Source organism: Leptospira venezuelensis, from assembly GCF_002150035.1.
Taxonomy (GTDB): domain Bacteria; phylum Spirochaetota; class Leptospiria; order Leptospirales; family Leptospiraceae; genus Leptospira_B; species Leptospira_B venezuelensis.
The window spans coordinates 324870-349312 of the sequence record NZ_NETS01000007.1 but is presented as its reverse complement, the minus strand read 5'-3'; the positions used below and the strand labels follow the sequence as shown (position 1 = coordinate 349312).

The window sequence follows — 24443 nt, the reverse complement described above, 5'->3', positions numbered from 1 at the left end:
GTTTTGTTAGAGTTGGATTGTGGGAAAGGCTTACTTGCCGTTTCCACCACCTTCACATTCTTTCTCAGCTTTCACTTTCAACATCTTATCCAACTTACGTTTAGAGCGGCAATCATCCGCATCGAAGTCGATAGAAGCTCCGTCGAAGTGAACCTCGAATACGTCGGAAAGAACTCTTAGTTCATCAAAGAATAGATAAACAGTTTCTCCGCTTGTATCGTTACGAGAGCGAATTTTAAATTGTTTAAATACAAGTGTCTTCACCTGTGGGAAAGAGTTTACGTCCTGAGGAACTCCCGGAGGAATTTCAAAGGTAAGAGGTCTCCAACCGATAAAGTCCAGATCTCCGAATTGGAAGATATGAGAATCACCTTTCCAATCTTCTAACCAACCTTCCAGGTTATACTCGTTACCACGGCCACAAACCCAAACGGAAACCGCTTTTACGATCCCTGGGAATTCAACACCATAGATCTTGAATTCTTTTCTTTTGTTGTTCGCGTCTAAGTATGCCATTTTACGAGTGATCTCGTATTCAGGTGTGCGAGGAGGACGGATGCTTACTGTGTTATCTCCTGGGAAAGTGAATGCAAACTTCACTCCTAAAACTTTTCCAGTTCCAGCATCTACGTTCTTGATGTCTCCAGGTTTTCCAGGAAGAAGTTTAACTTCTCTCAATGCTTGTGCATTAGAAGCTGTTGGCTGATATTGAGACTGCTGTCCTTGAGGAACAAGAGTATCCTTATCAGTAGCAACTTCCCAACCGTAAGGAGCAGAACCTGGAGGATTATCCCAAGATTCTACTGTGATGGAGCGTAACTCCATTCCACTTACGTCGATACCGGTAGGAGATTCGATCCCGCCTTTTTTCTTTTTGATAAATTGCGCGCTTACGGTCCCGAGAAGAAGGATGGAAGAAATACCTACTACTACTGCCGCGGTGATTTTAGTTTTTTTGCTGAGGTTTTTCATACGTGTCCTACCGGAAGATCACCAATTGTCCTTAATTTCAGAACCAGGATACTTCGTATCAGATTTATCGGCACGAACTTCTAAATCATCTACATAAAAGTAGAAGCTTCCGCCCACTTCATGAACATCAGAGGTCACAAAGATGGAAACGAATCTTAAGTTCTTATCCAATAATGCAAATCTAGTACTTTGAGGAACGAATCCTGGAACAGTTGCAGTTAACTTTCTCCAACCGAAATAATCCAAGCGACCCATTCTAATATTATGGGTTTTTCCTCTATAGTCTCTCAGTTTAACGAATAGAGTATGACGGAATTTTCTTCCCAGAGCCCAAATGGAGATCTGGCGAGCTTTTCCCTTTACGATATATTCGTGAGGAGGGAAAACTTCTACACGATCGAATCCTCTATCGTTATAAAAAGTTTTGATTCCAAGGATATGGTTCTTTTCTAATTGGTCTCCACCATTGTCCGGAACAGTATTCTCGTCGAACACGTCACGGATAAGACCTCTTTGAACCATCTTAAGAGTTTTAGTCTCTCCCAGGGGAGTAGTAGACTTAGCTCTCCAGTCTTCGGACTCTTCGAAGTTTTCGAGTATAATTTTCTCGAGGGGATCCGGTGCTTGGCCGCCTTGACCACCGCCTTGGTTCCCTCCCGCTGGCTGCTGACCGGAAGTTCCGGTAATCGCCAAGAAAAAGAGAACGCTAGCTAATAAGTACGTCTTTTTCCCCATGAGAACATCTCCTAAAGATTTAGTGCAATCCAATCTAATTCTGAGAGGGAGGGATGTCCGTAATATCTCCATCCTGAATCAGGTCTTGGAATTTACGTAATACCTCGATCATCTTTCCGACACCTTCTGCCGGAATGAATATGGAAGATTTTTTGCTATTGGACCATTCGGAAACTTTTAAGTAGTATCCGTTCTCATTCCGTTTTAGATCTACCAGAAACTTTTTGTTCTGGGTGGCGACCTTCTCCGTTAGGATTTCGGGGTCCAAATAGATTTCTCCTTCCCGTCTCTGTGTATAAATATCGGTAGCCTAAGTTCCAAAATTAGCCAAGTAAAAAGTTTTTTGCAATCTTGAAGAAAAAATCGAAAAAACCCATTCGAAGACCGAAGAGCGGCCCGCGCCTCCGCGGGCTTTATGAGACATAACCATCCTCAGCTCCCTTTTTCTCACGCAGAGGCACGGAGTCGCGGAGAATTGGGATAATAGGAATTCCTACAAACTCAACATTCTCTCTGCGTCTTGGCGTCTCTGCGTGCCTTTCAAACTCCGCGTCTTTTATTCCAAACAAGGATACCAATGATCCAAATATAGTTTAAGGCGAGAAGGCTAGCAAGTCCCAGGACTCCCATATTGAACAAAACTTCTTCCGGATTGGAGATCGGCAGAAGAATACGTGGACTTTTGGGAAGATCGAAGCCAAACTTTTTACAGGCTTCCTGTACAGCTTCCGCATAATATGAGCTCAGACCTGCGATATTAGAATGAGCCAGAGACTGCCCTACTCTGGAGTTCTGCTTATCCCAATCACATACTTTTTCGGAGAATTGCGGGCAGACCGCCCAGGTTAGGACCTCGTCGCCTTCTTTCCAATCCGAAGAAACCCAGGGTGCCACATGGAAATACAATGTTTTCTTAATAGAACCTGGAGTGGTTTTTGTGACCTGGTATTTGTATAAAAACTTAGAATCTGTGAATCTATAGATATGAGAATTAGAAGGTCCGCTCTCTTTTTGGAAGATGGTTTGCTCCGGAGATTTTAGGCCGAGGAAGAAGCCAAATGCATGGCTTAAATACAGAGAAGAAACAGGCGCCGAGATAAATCCCAGGAATAAAGCGAAGAATATACTATTTCCGTAAAACTTGGTCAGCCTTAAGGTCATAAAGAACATCGGAAGAAATAAAAAACCGAGGCAGGCTATCGTTGAAATCAAGGTCCCAAAAAGACCGATTGGCAGGAACAGTGCAGCCATTCCATTTACGAACAGAAGACCTAAACCGAGTAATCTCCAAGGTGGTTCCGGTTTTTTAGGTTTTTGGTTTTCCCAGTTTTTAACTAAGGCAAACATCTCCTCTATTCTACGACGACAGAGGAAGAAAATCCACTCCAGATTTTGGCGCCAAGGGCCTCTAATTTGCTAGGGTAGGCCAAAGAGAATAATATTCCTCTGGTCCCTCTTAAATAAAATTTTTCCAAAACGATGATCTGGCTCTTGCGACCATCTTCTCCCACAAAATCGAAACTCGTTCTATATAGATCCCCTTCTCTTTTGCGAAGATAATTCCACTCTCTCATTGTCCTGGAATTAATTCCTCTAAGCGAATCCCAAATTAAATAATAGTTTTGTGCATTAAAGATAGAAGGATGAAAGTGAAGAGTGGTTCCTACGGTGAACACAATACGATCCGGTCGAAAGAATAAGATTCCTTCACTATTTTTTCTATATTCTTTTTCCCAATTAGAAGGTCCGCCTTCCACTGGAAAGTTTTGATAGAATCTATGCACTTGCCAAAGATAATCCGAGTCCTCTCCGGAAAACTCCCTGTCTTCGTCCGGAAATAAATATGTAAGATCGGGCGGAAGATCGAATGAATATGCAAAGTCGGAACTTCTGATCTTTAAAACTTCAGGCGTCCAACAACCGAATGGATCTGTAAGCCTTTGTAATTCTTTTTCCTTATGAGAGTATTGGTCTAAAAATTTTCCGAGAAGTTTTGCTGTTTTTTCATAACCTTCTGGGACTAATTTTCCGTATCTCAATCGATAACAGTACATGGATCCCCTAAGCAAACGAATTGCAGAATAGGGATTTGCATGTTTTTGTAAACTTTCGGCTTCGCTATAATGCAGATCTAATTCTTGTCTGTTCGGAAATACTTCTTTATAATTCCGATCCAGGATCATTTCAACTTTTCCGTCTTTGTAAAAACGATAATTGCGGGATCTTGAGTCAGTTTTCCAAACATAATGTGCGCTTAATCTAAATGCAGTTTGAAGTCTGTTAAATAGAAGCTCTTCTTTTTTTTCCTGATCCGGAAACCAAGGTTGGCGAAGGAGTGGATCCAATTCTTGGGAAAATATCGGAGCAGAAAACACGCAAAGAAAGAACAGGACAATAGTATATAATGATTTTATAATATATTGGACACAGGGGAACAAAAATACAGAAGGGACGGGTCTCACTTAAACAGACCTTCTAATTCTCGGAGAGCACTAATCCCTACAATTTCCATTCCTGGGATTTTTTCGAGCTCTGCCAAATTTCCTTTAGGAAGAAATACTGTTTCGATTCCTACACCTTTCAATTCTTTTAATCGAAGGGAAACTTGTCCAACGGACCGGACTTCTCCCGATAATCCTACTTCTCCAATCACTGCAAAACCGGATTGAACAGGTCTTTCCGTATAACTGGAAAGTATAGAAGCGCAGATAGCAAGGTCGAGTGCTGGTTCATCCACCTGCAGTCCTCCCGCCAGGTTTCCGAATATATCACATTCTGATAATGTATGTCCTAGGTATTTTTCGATCACTGCTGCAAGTAAGATCAATCTTCGAGTGTCTGGACCTTCTGCCATTCTTCTTGCTTGGGAATAATTGGTCCTGCTCACCAAGGCCTGGACTTCTACACTTAATGCGCGGCTTCCTTCTACAACTGAACTGATGACGGAGCCACTTTTTCCTTCTGTAAGAGAACTGATGAATACTCTTTGTCTGTCTTTTACTTCTTTTAATCCGGATTCCAACATTTCGAAAACAGCAAGGTCCCCTACCGCGCCGAATCTGTTTTTTACGGCACGAAGAAGTCTGAAATAATTCAGTTTATCTCCTTCGAAGTACAATACCGTATCAACTAAATGTTCTAATACCTTAGGACCCGCGATTGCTCCGTCCTTAGTAATATGACCAGTCATAACGATTGGGATACCAGTGCGCTTTGCAGTTTCTAAAAGCACCTGAGTACATTCTCTGAGTTGTGTAACTGTTCCTGCTTGGTTTGGAAGTGCTTCTCTTGTAAGAGTTTGGATAGAATCTACAAATACTAGATCGGGAGCAACATCCTCGACCATTGCGGAAATATTCTCCGCGTATGTTTCGGAGGAAAGAAGAAGGTTCGCTGATAGAACATTCATCCGTGCTGCTCTGAGTCCAACTTGAGCTGCAGATTCCTCACCAGATATATATAAAATTTTTCTACCTTGAGAGATCATACTCCTGCTAATCTCTAAGATGAGAGTGGACTTACCTACTCCAGGTTCTCCACCTACTAAAATTAAACTTCCTGGAACAAGCCCCCCACCTAATACTAAATCCAATTCAGAAAGACCTGAACTGATACGTTTTGTATCATCCGACGGAATAGAATCTATTGGAACTGGTTCCTTATAGACTGCGGATTTTTTATAACTGGGAGAAGAGGAAAAACGATCCCCTCCCGATTCTTCTACAATCGTATTCCATTTTCCGCAGGATTCACATTTACCAGCCCAACGGGTAAATTCCTGTCCGCAGGATTGGCAAAGAAAGGTTTTGGAAATTTTCTTTTTCAATGTTCGAATAAATTCTCCATTTGGAGCCAATCGATTTGATTGAATACTGGAAGACATTGGAAAGCTTCTTGAGCCAGTTCATATCTCCCTTCTCGAATCAATATCTGAGTTAGTTTTTGGGAGAGAGAAATCAGGAACAAAACATCTCCTGATGCATATTCAATCTGATCCTTAGTTAAAGTTTGAGCACCCCAATCGGAAGACTGATTTTTTTTATCCAAGGTCTCGTCGAAAAATTCTCTGATAATATCTTTCAGACCATGTCTGTCTGTATAAGTGCGGGCAAGTTTAGATCCTATCTTAGTACAGAAAACTCCCTTGGTCAAAATCCCAAGTCTGTATCTTAAGAATAATGTATCCATACGAGCAAAATGAAATACTTTGATAATATCAGGATTTTCGAATAATTTTTTGAGTAGAGGAGCTTCTGTTTGGTTGGGAAGAATTTGCACCACGCTCACCCTATTTTTAGAATCACAGATTTGGACCACGCAAAGACGATCTCTTCTTGGATTTAAACCCATCATTTCGCAATCGACTGCCAGATGATCGTCTTCTAAATATTCTTTGAATCGCTCTTCGGAAAGATCTCCTGGAAACAGATCCGGTTTATTGTTCGCGCGGTAAGATGCCATAAAGCCAAAATAATCGAATAGGATCTCAGGTCCGCAAGAAAAGTCCGGCCTGGCCGGCGGTTTTTTTCCTTTTCTATCTTTCGAATCAGTAAACCATCGTCCTAGAATGAAAGCAGTTTTGCGAACCCGTATCTATGAAGAAGAACAAAAGTCTCAGTTTGAATTCCCGGCAGGCAGAGCCGAGACCAAGAGCGATTGCGGGAATTATAAGTTTTCCTTTAAATTAGTCAAATCAGCGGGCAAATCCACATATGCTCCCGTTTTAGAATGGATAGCGGAAAGAAGACCGCCCGCAGGTTTGGAACTTTTGACCTTGGAATGGGAACTTCCTTCTCATGGGATCAAAGAAGGCAGGATTTTCAGACATGGATACCAGTCCTGGAGTCTTTCCGCTTCCGAAAATTTAGAAGAGGCGGATATTTCCCCCAAATTAGGATTTTTACAATTCTCCCAAGAAAATATCTATTCCGAACATGAGGGAGAAGAAGGTAACTGGATATCGGAAGCATACGTTATCCTTTTGCCTAAAAACGATGACTCCAAATATTTTGCAGGAGCAGTTTCCAAAGGAGAGGAAGGAGTAAAATTCAAGATCCTTACTTCCACTTCATCCAAAAAGAACTCTGAGAATTTTTTCAGCGGAGACATTCGAGTAGTATATGATTTTTTCCGATTCGAAGATTTTAAAGGAAATAAGCTTCCACTCACTCAGATCAGAGTTTCGAAATTTGCAGGTGACGAAGCGATCTTTATCAAAAATTATTTTGCAGAACTTGCAAAAAATCTAAAAGTAAAACTTCCAGAAACTCAAGTGCCTACAGGCTGGTGTTCCTGGTATCATTATTATACCAAAATTTCAGAGAAGATCATTTTACAAAACTTGAAGGAACTTAGATCCAAAAATTTAGGCCTAAAAGTTTTTCAAATAGATGATGGTTACCAAGCTGAAATTGGAGACTGGTTAGAAACCAATGATCGTTTTCCAGGAGGGATGGGATTACTTGCAGAGGCGATCCGTTCCGAAAAATTACTCCCTGGGATTTGGCTTGCTCCATTCTTAGTTCGCAAAAAATCGAAATTTTTCCAAAAATTCCCAGAAGCCGTTTTAAAAGACAGGGATGGAAATCCGGTACCTGCGCTTTGGAATCCAAATTGGGGAATGGATTATACTTATTGTTTGGATGTGACCCACCCTGCTGCAAAAGAATTTTTAGCCACAGTGTTTAGAACTATTGTAAAAGAATACGGATACAAATATCTAAAACTGGACTTCTTGTATTCAGCATTACTGCCAGGCTGGACGTATGATAGAAATCTATCACCTCATACTCGTTATGTGGAAGCAATTAAGTTCATCCGGAAAGTAGTCGGAAAGGATATATTTATCTTAGGTTGTGGGGCTCCTATGCTTCCCTCCATCGGATTATTTGACGCAATGAGAATTTCCTGCGATGTGGCCCCATTCTGGTACAGAGAAAAATCCAGGATCTTAGTAAAAGACAGGAATGGACTCTGCACAGAAAGAGCTTTGATAAACGATATCACTAGAGCATCCATGCATAGAACACTTTGGCTCAATGATCCGGATTGTCTCTTAGTTCGTAAAAAGAAAAACAGCATGACTGAAGGCCAAACGAAGATCATGGCAAGTATCATGTCTGTTTCCGGAGGAATGTTATTTGTTTCCGACGATCTTTCTCTAGTAAATGAAGATCGACTTGAATTATTACAAAAAAGTTTAACACTTCAATCCAAGTGTAGAAGCAAAACACCTCTTCCGGTAGGACTTGGAACAGAGTTTTTCCCGAGTGCTCTCTACAATCCTTCCGGTTATCTAGGAATTTGGAATCCAAGCGACGAGAAAAAAGAGATCTCTCTTTCCTTATCCTTCCCTTGGGACAAAAAGAATTCCATAGATTATTGGACTGGAAAAAGACCTGAATCTTTAGAGATAGATTCCCGGAAAAAAATTCTGAAAATTGAATTGGAACCTTGGTCCACGGTGGTCCTACATTCCGGAAAACAAAGTTGACTCTTACTGAATTCAGGAAGAGAATAGGCGCGAACGTGTCAGAAACTTTCTTCCAAAAGTAGGAAGATTCAAAACGAGGTACATAAATGAAATTTTTTCACAAAATTCTGGGAACTGGTCTAGTTATATTCGGGATCTTACTCTCTCAAAATTGTTTTATAGATTCTATATCAAATTCACTTTCTAAATCTTCGGATTCATTACAAAGTATTTCCAATGCAGTGGTTTCCGTAGTATCTTCCGTTTCCTCTTCTTCCAAAGACGAAGCCGCAGAAAAGAAAGGATATAAAAGAGACGTAGAAAACCTAACCGCTTTCTATCTACAAACTGGATCCACTCGTTCTTCCGAATTTGAATCTGATCTGGCAGAACTCGCTTCTAAAAATGGAGTGACCAACTGGAAAAATTCAGAAAGCACTTATGTTTCTATCGGAAGAGGACTTAAAAAAGCAGGAGTAAGCGAAGAAGGTTTTAAAAGTTTTGCGGCAAACGTAAATTTCAAACCTGAAATTGCAAAGGCTCTGGAAAGAGGCTATCTTTCCCTCTAATTTGAGGTCGAGTATATATAAGCGGCTCTTTGACAAGAGTCGCTTCTTTCTTCTTTTTTTACTTTTTCCCTTTACCACTCTTCATTCGGAAGATCTATATCTCGATTTCATCTATGTGGATGCAAATACAGGGCAATCCAGTGGAGGACATTCCGCGCTTAGGTTCGATGATACTGTCATCCATTTCCAATATTATCCGGATGAAATATTTAGAGTAGTTAGAGAATCTTACGAGAGATTTTCCTACTCTTATAATACTTATTCCAATCGAACAAGCAAGATCGCACGAATAGCAATTTCAGAAAAGGATCTGGATAAAATCAGAACAGGTTTCGAAAAGCTTGCCTTAATACAATTCAAACATATTAAAAATTTAGAATCTATAAGAGCGGATGTACAATTCCTAAAAGAACTCCAAAACCCAGAAAAAAATATCAGAATTAGGACGTTCGGCTATTTTAAAAAAGAAGAAGGAGCCGGATCTAGTTCTGCTTTAAGGGAAGAATTAAATTTAAACTTAGGAAAAGGCTGGCTTGGGAAGCTCCGAACCCAGATCAAAAGGGAATTAAACGCCTCCCTTGACGAAGAAAAATTTACATTATACTCGGAAGCTCCTACCGTTCAAAATGGGATTTATCCATTTTATAAAGAAGGAATTTCTTCCTGGTTTTTACCCAGACTAGAAAAACTCTCGGTTTTAGAAATCCTGGATTTAGGATATTCATTAGATCCTGAAACAATCTTTCTTACTTCAGGTAAACCATTAAGCGAAGAAGAAAAAACAAAACTCATTTCATTGCGCGACCCGCTAAAACTTTCCATTATCGATTTAATCAAAGATCAAAACTCAAACTGGGGCCATAGTGTTTTAGTAAATCTGGCAAGATTTCTGGTTTTAGATAAGAGTATAGAAGAAGGTAAACTTTTCTTTTTAGTCACCTTTCCGGAGTCTGTTTCACAGATAACCCCTACCACATGGTCCAAAGATAAAAAGACCGTGGAAGCAAGTTCAGATCTATTATTAGAAGCTTCCAAAACTTTTAGAGAAGAAAGATTAAGATCAGAAAACCTCACGGAAGAAAATTATCTTACCTGGGAAGATCTGGAAAATAGGGATTGGGAATTGAGAACAGGATTAAGCAGAGGCATCTCTATTCGAAATACTTTTGACAGACTCTCCCCAGACCTTTCCGGAAATTTTGTATTTTCTTTCCCTACTCCTGAGCCTGAGAAGATCTTAACATACTTACATCGCTCCGAAAAAAAAGAAGAGATATATTATGAGAATCTAAAACGTTTTTACACTTTTAAATTGATCACAAAAAACTGCACTTCTGAAATTTTCGATTCCATCGAGATGATCTTAAACGAAAAGGAATATGAGAATGTTCTAGGAAAAAGAATAGATCCTCATTCTTCTCTAACATTTATTCCTTTTATTGCTTATGATTCCATTTCCGAAAAATGGAAATTAAAAGAGGAAACTTTAGAACTTTCTCATAGAAAATCCGTTCTCGAAAAATTATACGAATCAAATCCCAAATGGAAAACCTACTTAAAAGAATCCAATGTTTTCAGTTCCAGTATTTACAAGTCCAATCCAGACGATCACACATTCGTATTTTTTACAGATGATGTGTTCTTGCTCAGACCAATTTATGGATTAGTAAATTTGGGCTGGGGGATCGGAAATCTTGCAGTCGGGATATTCACTAGCCCATTCGATAAAGGCAAAAGATTACAAAATGGAATGCAGTCCGCATTCTTCTCCTTACCCGAATTAGTATTTTTTAATATTCGGAAAGGAACGTTCCCGGGAGCTAAACCGGATCGATCCGAAAAGAAATTAGAGCCTCAGAAGTAGATAACTGGAATCGTCCCTGAATTCTCTAGTAGGCAAACTGACCTTACTAAAGGTTCGGATCGCTTCTTGGTAATCTTCTACCCCTAATCCTTTTTTGCGAACATCTTCTAACTCTTTGAATAAAGGGCTAGAAAGACTGTTTAATAGCCCATCACTGTATAAGAATAAAACATCGCCAGATTCATAAGGGATTTCATGCGATTCAAATTCTAGAGCATCCATAATCCCAAGTAACTGTCCTGACTTTTCGTTCAGAAGTTTTTGTCCGACAGCCTGATATAGAACAGGAAAAGGATGACCTCCCCTCGCATATTGAATTGTCTTTTTTCCAAGATCAATTACAGCGACTGCCGCAGTTAAGCTATGAGTTCCTATCTCTTGGGCAAGTTCCAGGTTCATTCTTTTTAGAACATGAGAAGGGTCCTGGTTTTCCTTATATGCTTCTCTTGCGATGCTCGTCATTAGAAGTCCTATAAGTCCGGATGTTACTCCATGGTCCTCGATATCTCCCAAGAGGACCATCACCTTGTTATCAATTTTAGAAAGAACATAAAAGTCACCGCTTACGAAAGAAGCTGGAGTATTGTCCACTACCACTTCTAACGGAGAAATTACGGGAACAGAAAGTATCTTTTTTTGGATCTTGGAAGCAAGTCTAAGATCTCGAAGGATGTTTTCATCCCTCGCCTCCTTCTCCTTTAACAAAGTATAATAATCCAATGCTCTTTGCACCGCAATACGGACTGTTTGAAGAGAGAATGGTTTTAATAGAAAATCGGAAGCCTTATGAGTAAGAGATGTCACAACATTATTGATATCTCTTTCTCCGGTCATCATGATGACTTGAGTGGCAGGATTCAAATTTTTGAAATAAGGCAGGACGTCCAACCCACTTGTTTTTGGCATGTGGATGTCCAAAAAGACGATTGGGTTGGATTCTTTTTCGAAATATTCCTTACCCTTCTCCACTGAATCGAAAAAAGTAGAATTGTAACCTAATTTGGAGAGAAGAATTTCGAGAGCTTCCCCTACGTCCCGATCGTCGTCTATGATCAGAATTTCAGGTTTAATCGTAATTGATGACATCTAATCGATCCTAGAAAATTCCCGGGTCTCGGAAATTCTGGCAACCATAGAATCATACTGTTCGTCGAACAAGGATTTTTCGAGAAACGGATTGGTCGCGGACACCATTTCTCCGTAACTCCAAGAGTATACTGCAGAGGTCTGGTTATCTAAAATTTTTCCGGAATGAATGGCGCCGGAGAGAGATCTCAGATTCTCTTTTTTAAAACATCTGAGTAATGCCCTAAATTCCCCCTCTTTTTCAGGAGATAAATATCTGAAATTTTTGTGAAATAGAACTGCATCGTGAAAATATTCAGGAATATTAAAAGCTCCCGCTGCCCCGATTTTTCCGGAAAGTAAACGGATAAAAGAAGTGATCTCGTTCATAATGTTCAGGCCTGGATATTCTTGCCCTTCGAATAATTTTTTCTTTTCTCCCAATTTTCCAAGCCTTACGTTTTGACTTAATAACCAATCGATGTAGATCATAGGAAAAGATTCATTTATCTTTTTGAACAGAAAGTCAGAGAACTTCAAGCGCATATGGACTAAAATTTCGTTCTCTTCGGTCTTGATATAAATACGATTATCTACTTCTGAAATTCCATGGATCTCTAATGTAGTTTTTTGAAATCCTCTGAACTCTAACATTTCGAACATTCCGGATTGTTCCAAAAGTTCATGAACTTCTTTAGCGGAGAATCGATTGAATAGAGTATCTTCGATCCCTAAATGTGTCTTAAATTCCCTGTTAACGTCGATAAGGCCCAATGCCTCTGGATCGATATAACTCTGACCCGATGTAGATTTATCTGAACCGGAAAATATACTCATGTAATTAAATTAAAGAAGCAAAGACCCTGATCGTATTAAAATGGATACGAACTGTATCTTGGAAATTTCTTGCATAACCACCTGCAGGCATAACTACTACAGGAATATCTAAAGAATCCGCGAACGCTTTTACCATCTTATCCCTTGCCTTCAATCCATCGAAAGTAAGCTTTAGATCGCCCAAAGAATCATCTTCAAAAGGATCCGCACCTGCGAAATAATAGATTATATCCGGTTTGAATTCTTTTCGGATATTCTCCAATCCTTCGTCTAGACGAGCAAGATACGTTTTGTCATTGGTCCCGTGATCTAAAGGTATATCCAGATTGGACTTCTCTTTTTTAGGATATAATTCTTCTTGGTGCATGGAAAAAGTCCAAACCGAACGGTCCCCTTGAAAAATTCTGGCATTTCCATTCCCTTGGTGAAGGTCTAGATCTATAAATAAAACCTTTCGTTCCGGATATTTTTGCAGATAAAGTTTCGTCGCGATCGCTGCGTCATTTAGATAACAAAAACCTTCTGCACGATCCGGCATACTGTGGTGAAATCCTCCACCGATATGATACACATATTTATAATTTTCGGTCATCTCAGTTGCGAGAATGGTTCCGCCCACTCCAAGGCAAAAACTTCTGACCATGGTTTGGTTGAGAGGAAGTTCCGAATACATAGTCCGATCCGTATATCGTAAATTCATAAAATCGGAAATGAATTCTGGAGTATGGACTAGGCTTAATTCGTCCTCTCCGACCGGGGCCGGCTGGAGAGCAGGCAAAGAAGAAAGTTTTGGATCTTCCTTGACTTGATTGTATATCATTGCGTATTTACGTGCGGGGAATACATGGGGACCAAGGTCCATATTGTATTCCGGATGATAAACTAGAGCGAGCCGTTCTAACAGTTGGCGCAATTGGGTGTGCCTTTTTTTTCCCAAGCTTACCCTTCGGTTTCGCCCCGTAAAGAACGAAATAGCATTCTTAAATACGTCCAAGTTTTCGGAGGTTCCCATTCATGTTTAGCCCGGAAAAAAAAACCAAAATGGTCTGCACCATCGGTCCTTCTTCCTCAGATGAAAATACTATCACCGCACTTCTCCGAGCCGGAATGGACATCGCGAGAATGAATTTCTCTCACGGCACTCACGAAGTTCACAAAAAAGTTTTTGAAACTTTGAGAAAATGTGAATCCGAATCCGGCGTTCCTCTCGGCATCATGGCGGATCTGCAGGGACCAAAAATCAGAACCGGAAAACTCCGGGTTCCCCAAATCGAATTGGAAAAGGGAAACAGGATCAGACTTTTACCCGACGCGGAATATTTAGGGGATTCCGAGGCGGTCGGCACTACCTACCCTGCCATGATAGAAGATCTTCGTTCGGGAGACAAACTATTAGTAGATGACGGTAAACTCGTACTAGAAGTTGAATCCAAATCAAGCAAAGAAGCTGTTTTAAAAGTTATAATAGGAGGAATTCTAAAAAGCAACAAAGGAATTAATTTGCCGGGAACTCCTATCTCAGCACCCGCACTCTCCGAAAAAGACCTATTAGATCTTAAGTTTGCATTAAATTTAGGAGTAGATTACGTCGCATTAAGTTTTGTGAGACGAGCCTCCGACTTAGAACTTGCGAGAGAAATGATGAGGGGCACCCAAACCGGGCTCATCGCCAAAATAGAAAGGCCGGAAGCAATCCGTAATATAGACGAAATCTTAGAGGCTGCAGATGGGATCATGATCGCAAGAGGCGATTTGGGAGTAGAAGTGGAAACAGAGAGAGTTCCAGTTTTACAAAAGGAACTCATCTATAAAGCAAACCGCGCAGGAAAACCTGTGATCACCGCCACACAAATGTTGGAATCCATGGTGGACAATCCAAGACCTACAAGAGCGGAAGCAAGTGATGTTGCAAATGCAGTCATGGATGGAACAGACGCTGTGATGCTATCTGGTGAATCCGCCAGTGGAAAATATCCAGTGGAATCAGCAGAGATGATGGCAAAAATCTTGAGAGAAACGGAAAACTTAGATCGAATCTACGAGATCCACTGGAACTTAAAAAAATCCGAATTAGAAATAGAAAGAGCGGCCCTCGGTTCTGCTGCGAGAGAGATCGCCCATAGTATCAATGCAAAGGCGATCGTTAATTTTACAAGAAGTGGATATTCTGCGCTTATCACTTCCGAGATGAGACCTAAGGTCCCTATTCTTTCTTTTACTCCTTATTTGGCCACCGCAAGGAAGATGAAATTATATCGAGGAGTTCAGCCATACGTTATGCCGTTTATGGAAACTTTCTTCGATATGATCCGGTATATGGAAACCAAACTCCCGGAAGATGGAATGTTGACTACAGGAGATATAGTAGTAATTCTTTCTGGAGCACCAGGAGGAGAAGCTAAGTCGGTAGACTTTTTACAAATTTATAAAATAAGATGATTCTCGATTAAATCTGAAAACGGATATATATCAATCCGAAGCATCGTTTTTTTTCTTTTTATAGTTCGTTAACGTGATAAAAAACAATCATGATCAAATATATCTTAAGCTGGTTCCTTCTCCTTATAGCCGCGTTATTGAATGCAGCCATACGTGAATTGGCTTATAAGGGTTTTTTCGAAGAACATCTTTCACACCAGATCTCTGTTTTTACAGGCTTATTTCTTCTTTCTATACCCATCTTCTATGTTTCCAAAAAATGGCCTTTTAAAAGTGGAATCGAAGCTTTCTTGATCGGATTAATATGGTGTTTGATGACCGATTTGTTCGAATTCCTAATGTTTCTTCGGGTTTCCGAAAATCCATTTAAGGATTTTCTAAAAGTTCATAATATTTTTGCAGGAGAATTTTGGATCTGAATCCTGATCTGGTTAATAATCTCCCCAGTTATATTTTATGGACTCGGGCCTAAAGATAGTAAAATGGATTACACTATCTGAATCCCCGCTTCTCCAAATTCATTTCGATTTTGGATTCGGGCTGACAGAAGAACTATACGGAAAATTCACTTTGCCCTCTAATACTTCCGTCAATAAGGATTTCAATTCAAAGTAAGAAGGTAATTCTGGATACGCGACATTAGAAGTGGAATGTCTCGCATTTCCTTCCTCAATACTATCCATTCCGATAATATATTTGAATCCTTGCTCTTTTAGAATTGTCGACGATTCCAAATTGATATTTTTCAAATGTTTTCCGTTCTTATCGAATACAGAAAAAACATAATAGTAATATAGTTCTCCGGTTTTAGAAAATCCTTCCTGAGCAACGATCATATAATCTTTAATCGGAAAAGTATCGAAACGGAAATATTTCAAATTAGAGATACGCGGGTCCTTAGAAGAGTTCCTGATTTGTGCCAGGCGTTTCTTATATTTTTCCGCTTCGTCGAATTTTTCCTGTTTATATAAGTTTTCTATTAAATAGCTTACAGTGGCATAATTTTCAGGATCTAACTTATAACAGATCTCGAAATATTTCTGAGAATTTACTAACTCACCTTCATTAAAGTAAAGACCAGCAAGACTATAATTTGCCCTCAGATCATCCGGATCGATTTCCAAAGCCTTTAAAAAATATTCCTTTGCTTTGGATGGTTGTCTCTTTTCGGCATAGACAGCACCCAACATGCTCAAAGCTTTTTGGGCCTTTGGATCCAATTCTATACATTTTAGGAATTGTTTCTCGGCTTCGTCTATCTTCCCGGAAAAATAAAGAGTAGCCCCATAATAATCATAATATTGCGCTTCTTTAGGATTGGATCGAATTGCTTTTTCAAAATACGTTAAAGCTTTTTGATCCTCTTCTAATCGAAAATAACTGAAACCGATTTTAAAAAGTAGAACATCATCCTGCGGCCTTTTCTTTTCGTATTCCAGTAAGATTTTTAATGCGGATTTATAATCCTGGTTTTCAATCAGTCGATCCGCTTTTTCATATTCTGGCCTGGAAATTTCCTCTGAAAAAATCTCCGCTGCATAGAAACATAAGGAAAAAATAATAAATAAGACTATTTTAGAAAAATAGGTCGCCCACGAAAATGAATGATACTGTCTCAAGGTTCAACTACCTATTTCATATATCCTTTATTAAAAAATCCCGGACAACTATAATAATTGAATCCCGGAATCCCCGAATTCTTTCAAAACTTCTCTCGAGATCCTTGCCTTTTGGTTCCTCTTTTCTTTGATATGAGTAAGATAACGAAGAGAGAATAATACTCCTCCTTCTTCCACGTTCATATACACGATAGGAGTGGTCTTACCCAATCGGACCAAATAGTTTTTGGAAAGTTCTCTGACGGAATAATCAATCTTATGTTGATCTATGATGGATCCATTTTTTAGGATCCCGTTTAGAATTCTTTCAGCGGCCTCCCAATCGGCGCTATGAGGGATCTTAATCCTGAATTCGTCCCATACGAATCCCATTTTTTCCTTAACCACATATACTTTATGGAGAATAATCGTATGATTCGGAAGATGTACGAGTCGATTCGTGGATTGTTCCGATTTAGGATCCGGGCTTAACTCCATCAAAGTAAAACGATTGATCCCTATATTAACCACGTCCCCTTTAATACCTTCAATCTCGATCCGGTCCCCTACTTCAAAACCGTTGCTGCCATGTATAAGCAGCCAGCCCACATAATTTAAAGTGATATCCTTTAAGGAGATTACAATACCCGCTCCAGCAAGACCCATCACTGTAGGAAGATAAGATAGTCCGGAAAAAATTACGGGAAGAAGGGAAACTGCTCCTACAACCACAAACAAGATCCGAGTCACTCGCCTTCGATTGTATCTGACAGAATTATCAGCAGGAGGGCTTATCCTATCGAAACTCAAAACGAAAGTTTTATAAACAATCACCAAGGTCAGAATAAAATACACGACCAAAACGAATTCTTCCGTGATGGTTCTTTCCTTAGAGTTCAGAAGGGAGATCGGATTTAAAAGCCGGAGAATTTCTTCCATGACGAGAGAACCCAGGCTAAAGAAACTACAAGCCAAGGCAAGGCGAATTTCAACGTGCAAACATCGCTAAGACGAACTTGGAATCAAAATTCCGGGCACAAATCCGATACAAATTGAAAATATAATGATTCTATGATAGAAGCTTACAAGGCTCTCCCACGGGCCACTCCCCTCCACCCAAACCAGGGTGGGGGCCGCCTTTGCAATCATGTGGGAGCTCCTACATTAAGAAAATTCTAATCCATTTTCTTCTGCTTTTTAAAAGCAGAAGCGATCTCTCCAAGCTCGACTGGAATATCCCAAATCGGATTTCCTGGAGACTGAAGAAGAACAAATCGAACCGAGTTGCCCACATTTTTCTTATCATGAAGAGTATGTTTCGCAACTTGCGCGGATTTACTTTTATCATGATATGGAAGATCATATGCTTTCAGGATTTTTTTTAAGTCCTCTATCCAAGAAAGATCAAGGCCTTGTTTTTCCGTGGAAAGAATAATAGCAGTTAAAAGTCCTATGGAAACCGCCTCCCCATGAGAATATCTTCTGTAATTTGTGAGAGACTCTATCGCGTGGGCGGTTGTATGTCCCAGGTTCAGGACTTTTCTCAAGCCAGTTTCTCTTTCGTCTTGGGCAACTATATTAGACTTATATAAAATAGAACCTACAATCAATTCCAAAAGTTCGGGAGAAGTATGGTCATAGACAGATTTGTCATTCGAGCGGACCTTCTCCAGATATTCTCCTCCGGACAAAAGACCGTGTTTTACGATCTCTGCCATTCCACATCTCCATTCTCTTTTTGGCAAAGTGGACAACGCGAACAAAGGTAAATATACAAACTCAGGTTGGTAGAAGGAGCCGATCATGTTTTTTCCAAGATCAGCATTCACGGCTACTTTTCCACCCACAGAAGAATCAACGGAAGCAAGTAAGGTTGTGGGAATTTGTGCAAAACGAATTCCCCTCTGGAACGTGGAAGCGATAAAACCGGCAAAATCTCCAACCACTCCTCCACCCAAAGCAAGGATCAAACTTTTACGGTCTGCTCCAAGCTCAATCAGCTTATTATAAACTTCTGCAGTGCGAAGAATATGTTTATTCTTCTCTCCACCTTTAATATAAATTTCGTGATGTGGAATTCCAAGATTGGAAAGTTCTGATTCGTAAAACTTGGAAAATAATCCTGAAAGTTTTCTTTCCGTAAGTATAAATATGGAAGAAACAGGATAAAATCTTTTGATCGTTTCTCCCAAGCCTCTAAAGTCTGAGTGGATTTGTACTTTATATTCTTTTGAAAATGCTCTAATCTGAACTTCCCGGATAGGATTCATTTATCATATACCCATTGGCTTCGTATAAAGGGAGCCGGTTTGTATTTTCCGGAAGAAAGAAAATCCTTAATATCCGGTCTTATATCCATTTCTAAAACCGCACCCAAAGGAAAATAGCCGAATCCTGTGATCGCCTTTTCTTTCAGGTTCACTTCCGGATCCTGTTTTTTGACGGTGGCTAAGAATACTAACTGAAGAAGATGACGATTTCCCTTAGGATCTATAGACTCATTCAAGAATAGAAAATTTGCACTTGTGATATCCAGAGAGAGTTCTTCTTTCAGTTCTCTTTTTAGCGCATCTTCTGCACTTTCTCCAAATTCTATTCCGCCGCCTGGTAATAACCAGTAATAGGCATCCTTCTTTTTCTGCTGCAGAAGTAGGATCTCTCCCTTACGATTTCGGATCAAAGCGGCCACACGGACCCTTAAACCTTTCTTTTTAAAAAAGAATTCCATATTAGATTTCATTAAACCTTTATTTTTAAGGCCTTCAACAATTGTTTCGCTGCGTCTTGTTCTGCGAATTTTTTATTCTTTCCTTTACCTTCTGCAGAATGTCTGTCCCTAATGGAAACACTAACATAAAAGATCTTTTCATGATCCGGTCCAATCTCTTTTAGCAATCTGTATGAAGGCAGAAGTTTGAATTTTTTTTGGCAAATTTCCTGGAGGATGGATTTATAATCCGTAGCCTCTCTTACCTTATCGGAAGTTTTAACGTAATTTATAAGATGTTCGATTATAAACTTCTCTGCTGCTTCCATTCCTTGGTCTAAATAAATCGCACCAACCAAGGACTCGAATAGATTAGCTCCCAGTTTTTTTTGAGCGCCTCCATGGCCTTCCCCTTTTCCTAATAAAACATAAGAAGTGAGTCCCAATTTTTCACTGAGCCCGTTTAACATTGCAGTAGAAACGAGTGTTGCTTTTTTCCTAGAAAGTTCTCCTTCATTCGCGGAAGGATTTGTTCTATATAAATATTTTGCGACCACGAGTCCGAGAACCGAATCTCCTAAAAACTCGAGTCTTTCATTGTCTTCTTTGTAATCTGGATTTTCGTTCCGGAAAGAACTATGTATGAATGCGATTTCTAAATAAGAAGGTTTATTAAATCTTAAACCAAGTTCGGACGCAAGTTGAGAAGGATCCTTTCTAGTTTTAGGATCAGTCTTATTTTGGTTCTGATTGTGTTTTTTTTTTATCAAAGGATTTTGATAAAAGGAATGGAAGAAAGACTTCCGAGTTCCCGTAAGAACCCGGAGGTCTAGTCAATTAGGACTTTAGAGTGTCGATGAACTTAATTACGTCTCCGACGGTTTGGATCTTTTCAGCATCCTCATCGGAAATTTCAACGCCAAACTCTTCTTCAAGAGCCATAACGAGTTCAACTGTGTCAAGAGAGTCTGCACCAAGGTCATCAATGAAGTGTGCTTCAGGAGTCACTTCTGACTCATCCACTCCAAGTTGCTCAACGATAATAGACTTAATCTTTTCGAAATCTGCCATTTGTTTCCTCCGTACCACCAAAGTGGTATGTAAGTTTTAGTTAGGTTTAGAATCGGGGATGAATTCATCCACCGATTTTTAAACATTTTTTTCTCAAATGTTTTGGCAAGCGATAACGGATTGGAAACGGGAAAAAAACAGAATATTATCCAAATTTCTTTTTTATATTTTTTCAAAGAAGATGTTCTATAACTCACGTATCGGATCGACTTAATAGATCAAAAATTCCAGCCCCTTCCATATTCGAATAATCAAAAAGTCACATTTCTAATATTTGATATTGAGACTGTTCTCGATCATTCGTTCGAACGCCGTTCGGATTTATAATTGAATGGAACATTGTAAGAATCTTTCGGAGAGGTTTGATTAGTTCTCCAAAAAAACAAAAGCCCGGAAAATTCCGGGCTTTCTTACCTGTTTTATTCAGATTTAGAACTGAATAATTAGGCTTGGACTCCTGGAAGGAATCCCCCACCGTTCACTTCGATCACTTGTCCTGTAATGAAAGAGGAAATATCAGAAGCTAAGAACGCGATAGTATTCGCGATATCATCCGGTTGTCCTGCTCTTTTCAAAGGGATCGCAGCTACCATAGCAGTACGGATCTTTTCAGGGATCGCATCTGTCATTTCAGTAGCAATAAATCCTGGAGCGATCGCATTACAACGGATTTTACGACCTGCCATTTCCAAAGCGACAGCTTTAGTTAGACCGATTACTCCTGCTTTGGAAGCAGAGTAGTTAGTTTGTCCGATATTTCCGTTCACTCCAGCAATGGAGGAAAGGTTGATGATGGATCCACCGTTCGGATTCTTTGCCATAAATTTAATAGCAGACTGGATACAGTTAAAAGTTCCAGTCAGGTTTACTGCGATTACAGCGTCCCACTGTTCTTGTTTCATTCTAAGCATAAGAGTATCTTTAGTGATACCGGCATTATTCACGAGAATGTCTATTGAACCGAAATTATCCACAACAGCTTGGATACCTGCTTGAGCGGATTCTGCGTTCGCTACGTTTACAGCGACTCCGATTGCTTTTACACCTGTAGCTTTTGCGATCTCAGCCGCAGTAGCTTTACTTGCCTCTTCGTTTAAGTCGGCAATGACAACGTTTGCGCCTGCTTGCGCGAGTTTAAGAGCGGTTGCTTTACCGATTCCGCGGGCAGCCCCGGTTATAATGGCGTTTTTGCCTTTCAAATCGATCATTGGTTTTTTCCTTACCAGATTCTGCGGTTAGCCTATTTTTCGGGCCTGGGGGGTCAAGTGATTCTGGGACGGAGCCGCGAAGGGAAGGGAGACTCAGAGGATTTGGGCACGCAGAGGCACGGAGGCACGGAGGCACAGAGTTTTTGGGTTTTTTAGTAAGTAATCTTATCAGGAGCCATGGAAACTCAATAGATCCTAAAACCTTTATTCTCTGCGACTTTGCGTCTCTGCGTGAGAATACTTAGCGACTCCATAATCTCAGCGGCTCTAACTAGAACTTTGCCTTCTCTATATCTTCTTTGATGCGCTGGTTCACATCTCTTTCGGCACATTCTACTACGACTCGGATCGCGTTTCGGACTGCATGTGCATTGGAAGAACCATGCCCAATTAAACATGTTCCATCTACACCAAGAAGAAGTGCTCCACCGTATTCAGCGTAATCCAATCTTTTCTTGATCGCAGTAAATGTAGGTTTGAGAAGAAGTGCACCTGTTTGTGCAAGGCTAGACTGAGCGATGCTCTCTCTGAGAACCGCAAATATGGATTTGGAAAGACCTTCTGTTGCTTTTAGGACAATATTTCCTACGAAACCGTCGCAGACTACAACGTCCACATCCCTTCCTCCACCGTAAAGATCTCGTCCTTCTACATTTCCCACAAAATCAATTGGTAGTTTCTTAATATATTCGAATGCCTTTACGGTGACTGAGTTTCCCTTCTTATCTTCTTCTCCATTAGATAAGATCCCAACCTTTGGTTTATGAATATTAAAGATTAATCTGGAATAGATCTCTCCCATGATTGCGAATTGGGCCAAATACTCAGGCTTACAATCCACGTTCGCACCCGCATCCAAAAGAAGTGTAGGAGCTCCCTTCTCTCTTGGGATGGGAGCAGCGATTGGAGGTCTTAATACACCTGGAATTCTTCCTAGATATAATAATGCAGAAGCCATAGTGGCGCCTGTATTTCCAGGAGAGAACATTCCAACGCAGTTTTTATCAGCAACCAGTTGAGCTGCCTGCACAACGGAAGAATCTTCCATAGCACGAACCGCTATAGAAGGAGAATCGTTCATGCCTATGATCTCGCTAGCGTGAACAATCCTGATCTTGTTTGTATCGTATTCGTATTTGAGGAGGATCTCGCTGATATCTTCTTCTTTACCAACGAGTATGACGTTTCTGCCGTCGTGATTTACCGCGTTAACGGCACCTTCTACGATCCTATCAGGACCGTAGTCGCCGCTCATTGCATCGACGGCGACCCACATATTGATTAATTCTCTTCGCTAGTCTTCCTGACTTTCGGTTCCACCACTACACGGTCTTTGTAAAAACCGCAAACAGGGCAGATTCTATGAGGAGGTCTGAAGGAATTACAGTTCGGGCAAGGGACTAGATTCGGTTTCCCGATCGCATGATGGGCCCGTTTCATCCTCACTTTTGATTTAGATTTTCGTCTCTTAGGAACTGCCATTGTTTTTCTCTATAGATAATGTCGATTTACGACTATGTTTTTTTTAAAGCCGGAATTCACAACTGTTTTTCGGTCAAAGCGAATGAATCTAAGAATTCTCCAACTTCTGCCCGTTTTGTGTATAATGCTGAGCGATTAAATACCAATCTCGCCGTGGATTCCATAATTACTTCGATCTCTTCCAGATTATTGGCTCTGAGAGTGCCGCCCGTGGACACCAAATCCACGATACAATCCGATAAGCCTACCAAAGGAGCGAGCTCAATACTTCCGTAAAGTTTGATCACCTCGCAGTTAATCCCTTTTTTCAGGAAAAAGTCCTTGGCGATATTCGGATATTTTGTCGCTACACGGACCTTTCTTTCCCCTGAACTAAGGCTCCAACCTTTTCGGCCTGCTACTGAAAGTCTGCATTTTCCTATGGCCAAATCCAAGGGAAGAAGAAGGTCATAACCACCTTCCAATAATACGTCCCATCCCACAATACCGGCATCGGCGGAATTTTGTTCCACGTAAGTCGCCACGTCTTGGGAGCGGACCAGTAAAATACGGACCTTTCCCTTTGGGTCTTTATATATAAGTTCTTTGGAATCAGGATCGGGACGGCCAGAAAGCCATCCCCTTTCGAGCATGAGTTCTATGCTCTCTTCGGCAAGCCGTCCTTTCGGAAGGGCCAAAGTTAGCATTTAGTTTCCCTGGCTGCTTTTTAGTAGAAGATAAGTGGCTAGTTCTCTAACCGCTTTAAATTCTTCGGAAGGAGAAGCGATGTCTTGGTCTAAAACTTTTTTAAGTAGATCGACTGCTTCTTCTTTTTTGCCGTTTTGAAGTTTCAAACGACCCGCTTGGTATAGGCTCCAAGCATAAAATCCCGAAACATTTTTACGGCTGCTTAAAAGAGAAACGGAAACTCCGTAATCGGATTCTGCTTCCGCGAGTTGGTTTGCACTTTCTCTATAGTTTCCTGCGATATAAAAATAGTAGGCCTTCACTTCCGGAAGTTCGTCTATTTTTTTACCTGCAAATTCCAACTTCTCTGCCGCTTTTTGGTATTCTCCGTTCTTCGCATATAGATCTCCCAAAGTTTTTGAAAGTCTGATATCTAAAGAAGGAGAACTGTAAGCAGAAGCAATCGCTTCGTATTTTTTGATCTTATCAGTGATCTCGGTCATTGGAGAAAGAGCTAACTCCTTCTCCACTTTTTCGATGGCAAGAGTACCCTTACGGAATTGTTCTGCTCTATATTCGTTCCAACTAACAACCGCTAGTACAGTAACGAATAAAACCCCGACTGCGAATAAAACCTGCTTTTTATTCTCTCCAATCTTTGAGAATAAAATTGCAAAAAATCTTTCTGCTCCAGTAAGACCTGGATACGGATCGATATCAGTAATAGAAGCACCTGTTTTAGGTTCGAATCGTTTCAT

26 protein-coding genes are annotated in these 24443 nt (G+C 40.4%); 5 read left to right on the top strand and 21 right to left on the bottom strand.

Annotated elements, in window-relative coordinates; all coding sequences use genetic code 11:
- Positions 1-30: 30 nt before the first annotated feature.
- From flaA1 to B1C82_RS03630, 7 genes are all read right to left on the bottom strand, one after another.
- Complete coding sequence (gene flaA1, locus B1C82_RS03660; protein ID WP_086446246.1) at positions 31-972, bottom strand: flagellar filament outer layer protein FlaA1; 942 nt, start codon at positions 970-972, stop codon at positions 31-33.
- A gap of 18 nt (positions 973-990) precedes the next feature.
- Positions 991-1707 carry a flagellar filament outer layer protein FlaA2 gene (gene flaA2 / locus B1C82_RS03655; RefSeq protein ID WP_086446344.1) on the bottom strand — a complete coding sequence of 239 codons (717 nt, stop codon included), beginning with the start codon at positions 1705-1707 and terminating at the stop codon, positions 991-993.
- Positions 1708-1741: 34 nt separating this feature from the next.
- The gene (locus tag B1C82_RS03650) at positions 1742-1975 is read right to left on the bottom strand and encodes a DNA-binding protein (RefSeq protein WP_086446245.1); all 234 of its coding nucleotides are present in this window, start codon (positions 1973-1975) and stop codon (positions 1742-1744) included.
- Between the two features lie 272 nt (positions 1976-2247).
- The gene (locus B1C82_RS03645) at positions 2248-3054 is read right to left on the bottom strand and encodes a hypothetical protein (protein ID WP_086446244.1); all 807 of its coding nucleotides are present in this window, start codon (positions 3052-3054) and stop codon (positions 2248-2250) included.
- Between the two features lie 5 nt (positions 3055-3059).
- The gene (locus tag B1C82_RS03640) at positions 3060-4052 is read right to left on the bottom strand and encodes an LIC10775 family protein (protein WP_234008464.1); all 993 of its coding nucleotides are present in this window, start codon (positions 4050-4052) and stop codon (positions 3060-3062) included.
- Between the two features lie 113 nt (positions 4053-4165).
- Positions 4166-5533 (bottom strand): DNA repair protein RadA, encoded by a 1368-nt coding sequence (radA, locus tag B1C82_RS03635; RefSeq protein WP_086446242.1) that lies wholly within the window; start codon positions 5531-5533, stop codon positions 4166-4168.
- Entirely contained in the window at positions 5530-6168 is a 639-nt protein-coding gene (locus tag B1C82_RS03630) for a ribonuclease D (RefSeq protein WP_086446241.1), read from the bottom strand. Before B1C82_RS03630 ends, radA begins: the two co-directional genes overlap by 4 nt.
- Positions 6169-6274: 106 nt before the next feature.
- Here B1C82_RS03630 and B1C82_RS03625 point away from each other — a divergent pair, with 106 nt between their 5' ends.
- From B1C82_RS03625 to B1C82_RS03615, 3 genes are all read left to right on the top strand, one after another.
- Positions 6275-8200: a glycoside hydrolase family 36 protein gene (locus B1C82_RS03625; protein ID WP_086446240.1), complete on the top strand. Its 1926-nt coding sequence runs from the start codon at positions 6275-6277 to the stop codon at positions 8198-8200.
- Positions 8201-8286: 86 nt separating this feature from the next.
- Positions 8287-8748 carry a putative lipoprotein gene (locus B1C82_RS03620; protein ID WP_086446239.1) on the top strand — a complete coding sequence of 154 codons (462 nt, stop codon included), beginning with the start codon at positions 8287-8289 and terminating at the stop codon, positions 8746-8748.
- Between the two features lie 115 nt (positions 8749-8863).
- The gene (locus B1C82_RS03615; protein ID WP_234008463.1) at positions 8864-10612 is read left to right on the top strand and encodes a hypothetical protein; all 1749 of its coding nucleotides are present in this window, start codon (positions 8864-8866) and stop codon (positions 10610-10612) included.
- Here B1C82_RS03615 and B1C82_RS03610 read toward each other — a convergent pair.
- Genes B1C82_RS03610 through B1C82_RS03600 form a run of 3 tightly spaced genes read right to left on the bottom strand, consistent with a single transcriptional unit; the run spans position 10595 to position 13376 of the window.
- Positions 10595-11698, bottom strand: coding sequence for a SpoIIE family protein phosphatase (locus tag B1C82_RS03610; RefSeq protein ID WP_086446237.1), 1104 nt, complete (start codon positions 11696-11698; stop codon positions 10595-10597). The genes B1C82_RS03615 and B1C82_RS03610 overlap by 18 nt on opposite strands.
- Complete coding sequence (locus tag B1C82_RS03605) at positions 11699-12514, bottom strand: hypothetical protein (protein ID WP_086446236.1); 816 nt, start codon at positions 12512-12514, stop codon at positions 11699-11701. It abuts the gene before it with no gap.
- Between the two features lie 4 nt (positions 12515-12518).
- Positions 12519-13376, bottom strand: coding sequence for a histone deacetylase family protein (locus tag B1C82_RS03600; protein ID WP_411550347.1), 858 nt, complete (start codon positions 13374-13376; stop codon positions 12519-12521).
- 152 nt (positions 13377-13528) lie between these two features.
- On the opposite strand from B1C82_RS03600, the gene pyk reads away from it, so the two are divergent.
- Positions 13529-14953, top strand: a complete 1425-nt coding sequence (pyk, locus tag B1C82_RS03595; protein ID WP_086446234.1) for a pyruvate kinase — start codon at positions 13529-13531, stop codon at positions 14951-14953.
- Positions 14954-15042: 89 nt separating this feature from the next.
- Complete coding sequence (locus B1C82_RS03590; protein ID WP_086446233.1) at positions 15043-15372, top strand: hypothetical protein; 330 nt, start codon at positions 15043-15045, stop codon at positions 15370-15372.
- A 99-nt stretch (positions 15373-15471) separates the two neighbouring features.
- On the opposite strand, the gene B1C82_RS03585 is transcribed toward B1C82_RS03590, so the two are convergent.
- From B1C82_RS03585 to B1C82_RS03535, 11 genes are all read right to left on the bottom strand, one after another.
- Entirely contained in the window at positions 15472-16572 is a 1101-nt protein-coding gene (locus B1C82_RS03585) for a tetratricopeptide repeat protein (protein ID WP_086446232.1), read from the bottom strand.
- 48 nt (positions 16573-16620) lie between these two features.
- A complete protein-coding gene (locus tag B1C82_RS03580) occupies positions 16621-17490 on the bottom strand; it encodes a mechanosensitive ion channel family protein (protein ID WP_086446231.1) in 870 nt (289 codons plus the stop codon).
- A gap of 236 nt (positions 17491-17726) precedes the next feature.
- On the bottom strand, positions 17727-18821 hold the full coding sequence (gene aroB / locus B1C82_RS03575; protein ID WP_086446230.1) for a 3-dehydroquinate synthase: 1095 nt from the start codon (positions 18819-18821) through the stop codon (positions 17727-17729).
- Positions 18818-19279: an NUDIX domain-containing protein gene (locus tag B1C82_RS03570; RefSeq protein WP_086446343.1), complete on the bottom strand. Its 462-nt coding sequence runs from the start codon at positions 19277-19279 to the stop codon at positions 18818-18820. The genes aroB and B1C82_RS03570 overlap by 4 nt, the downstream gene beginning before the upstream one ends.
- An 11-nt stretch (positions 19280-19290) precedes the next feature.
- Complete coding sequence (gene rnc, locus B1C82_RS03565; RefSeq protein WP_199775827.1) at positions 19291-20028, bottom strand: ribonuclease III; 738 nt, start codon at positions 20026-20028, stop codon at positions 19291-19293.
- A 67-nt stretch (positions 20029-20095) separates the two neighbouring features.
- Positions 20096-20329, bottom strand: coding sequence for an acyl carrier protein (gene acpP, locus B1C82_RS03560; RefSeq protein ID WP_008594933.1), 234 nt, complete (start codon positions 20327-20329; stop codon positions 20096-20098).
- 443 nt (positions 20330-20772) lie between these two features.
- Positions 20773-21537 carry a 3-oxoacyl-ACP reductase FabG gene (gene fabG / locus B1C82_RS03555; protein WP_086446229.1) on the bottom strand — a complete coding sequence of 255 codons (765 nt, stop codon included), beginning with the start codon at positions 21535-21537 and terminating at the stop codon, positions 20773-20775.
- Between the two features lie 271 nt (positions 21538-21808).
- Positions 21809-22813: a phosphate acyltransferase PlsX gene (gene plsX, locus B1C82_RS03550; RefSeq protein ID WP_086446228.1), complete on the bottom strand. Its 1005-nt coding sequence runs from the start codon at positions 22811-22813 to the stop codon at positions 21809-21811.
- A gap of 5 nt (positions 22814-22818) precedes the next feature.
- Positions 22819-23019 carry a 50S ribosomal protein L32 gene (rpmF, locus tag B1C82_RS03545; protein WP_008593555.1) on the bottom strand — a complete coding sequence of 67 codons (201 nt, stop codon included), beginning with the start codon at positions 23017-23019 and terminating at the stop codon, positions 22819-22821.
- 56 nt (positions 23020-23075) lie between these two features.
- Positions 23076-23705, bottom strand: a complete 630-nt coding sequence (hisG, locus tag B1C82_RS03540) for an ATP phosphoribosyltransferase (RefSeq protein ID WP_086446227.1) — start codon at positions 23703-23705, stop codon at positions 23076-23078.
- Positions 23706-24443 carry a tetratricopeptide repeat protein gene (locus B1C82_RS03535; RefSeq protein WP_086446226.1) on the bottom strand — a complete coding sequence of 246 codons (738 nt, stop codon included), beginning with the start codon at positions 24441-24443 and terminating at the stop codon, positions 23706-23708.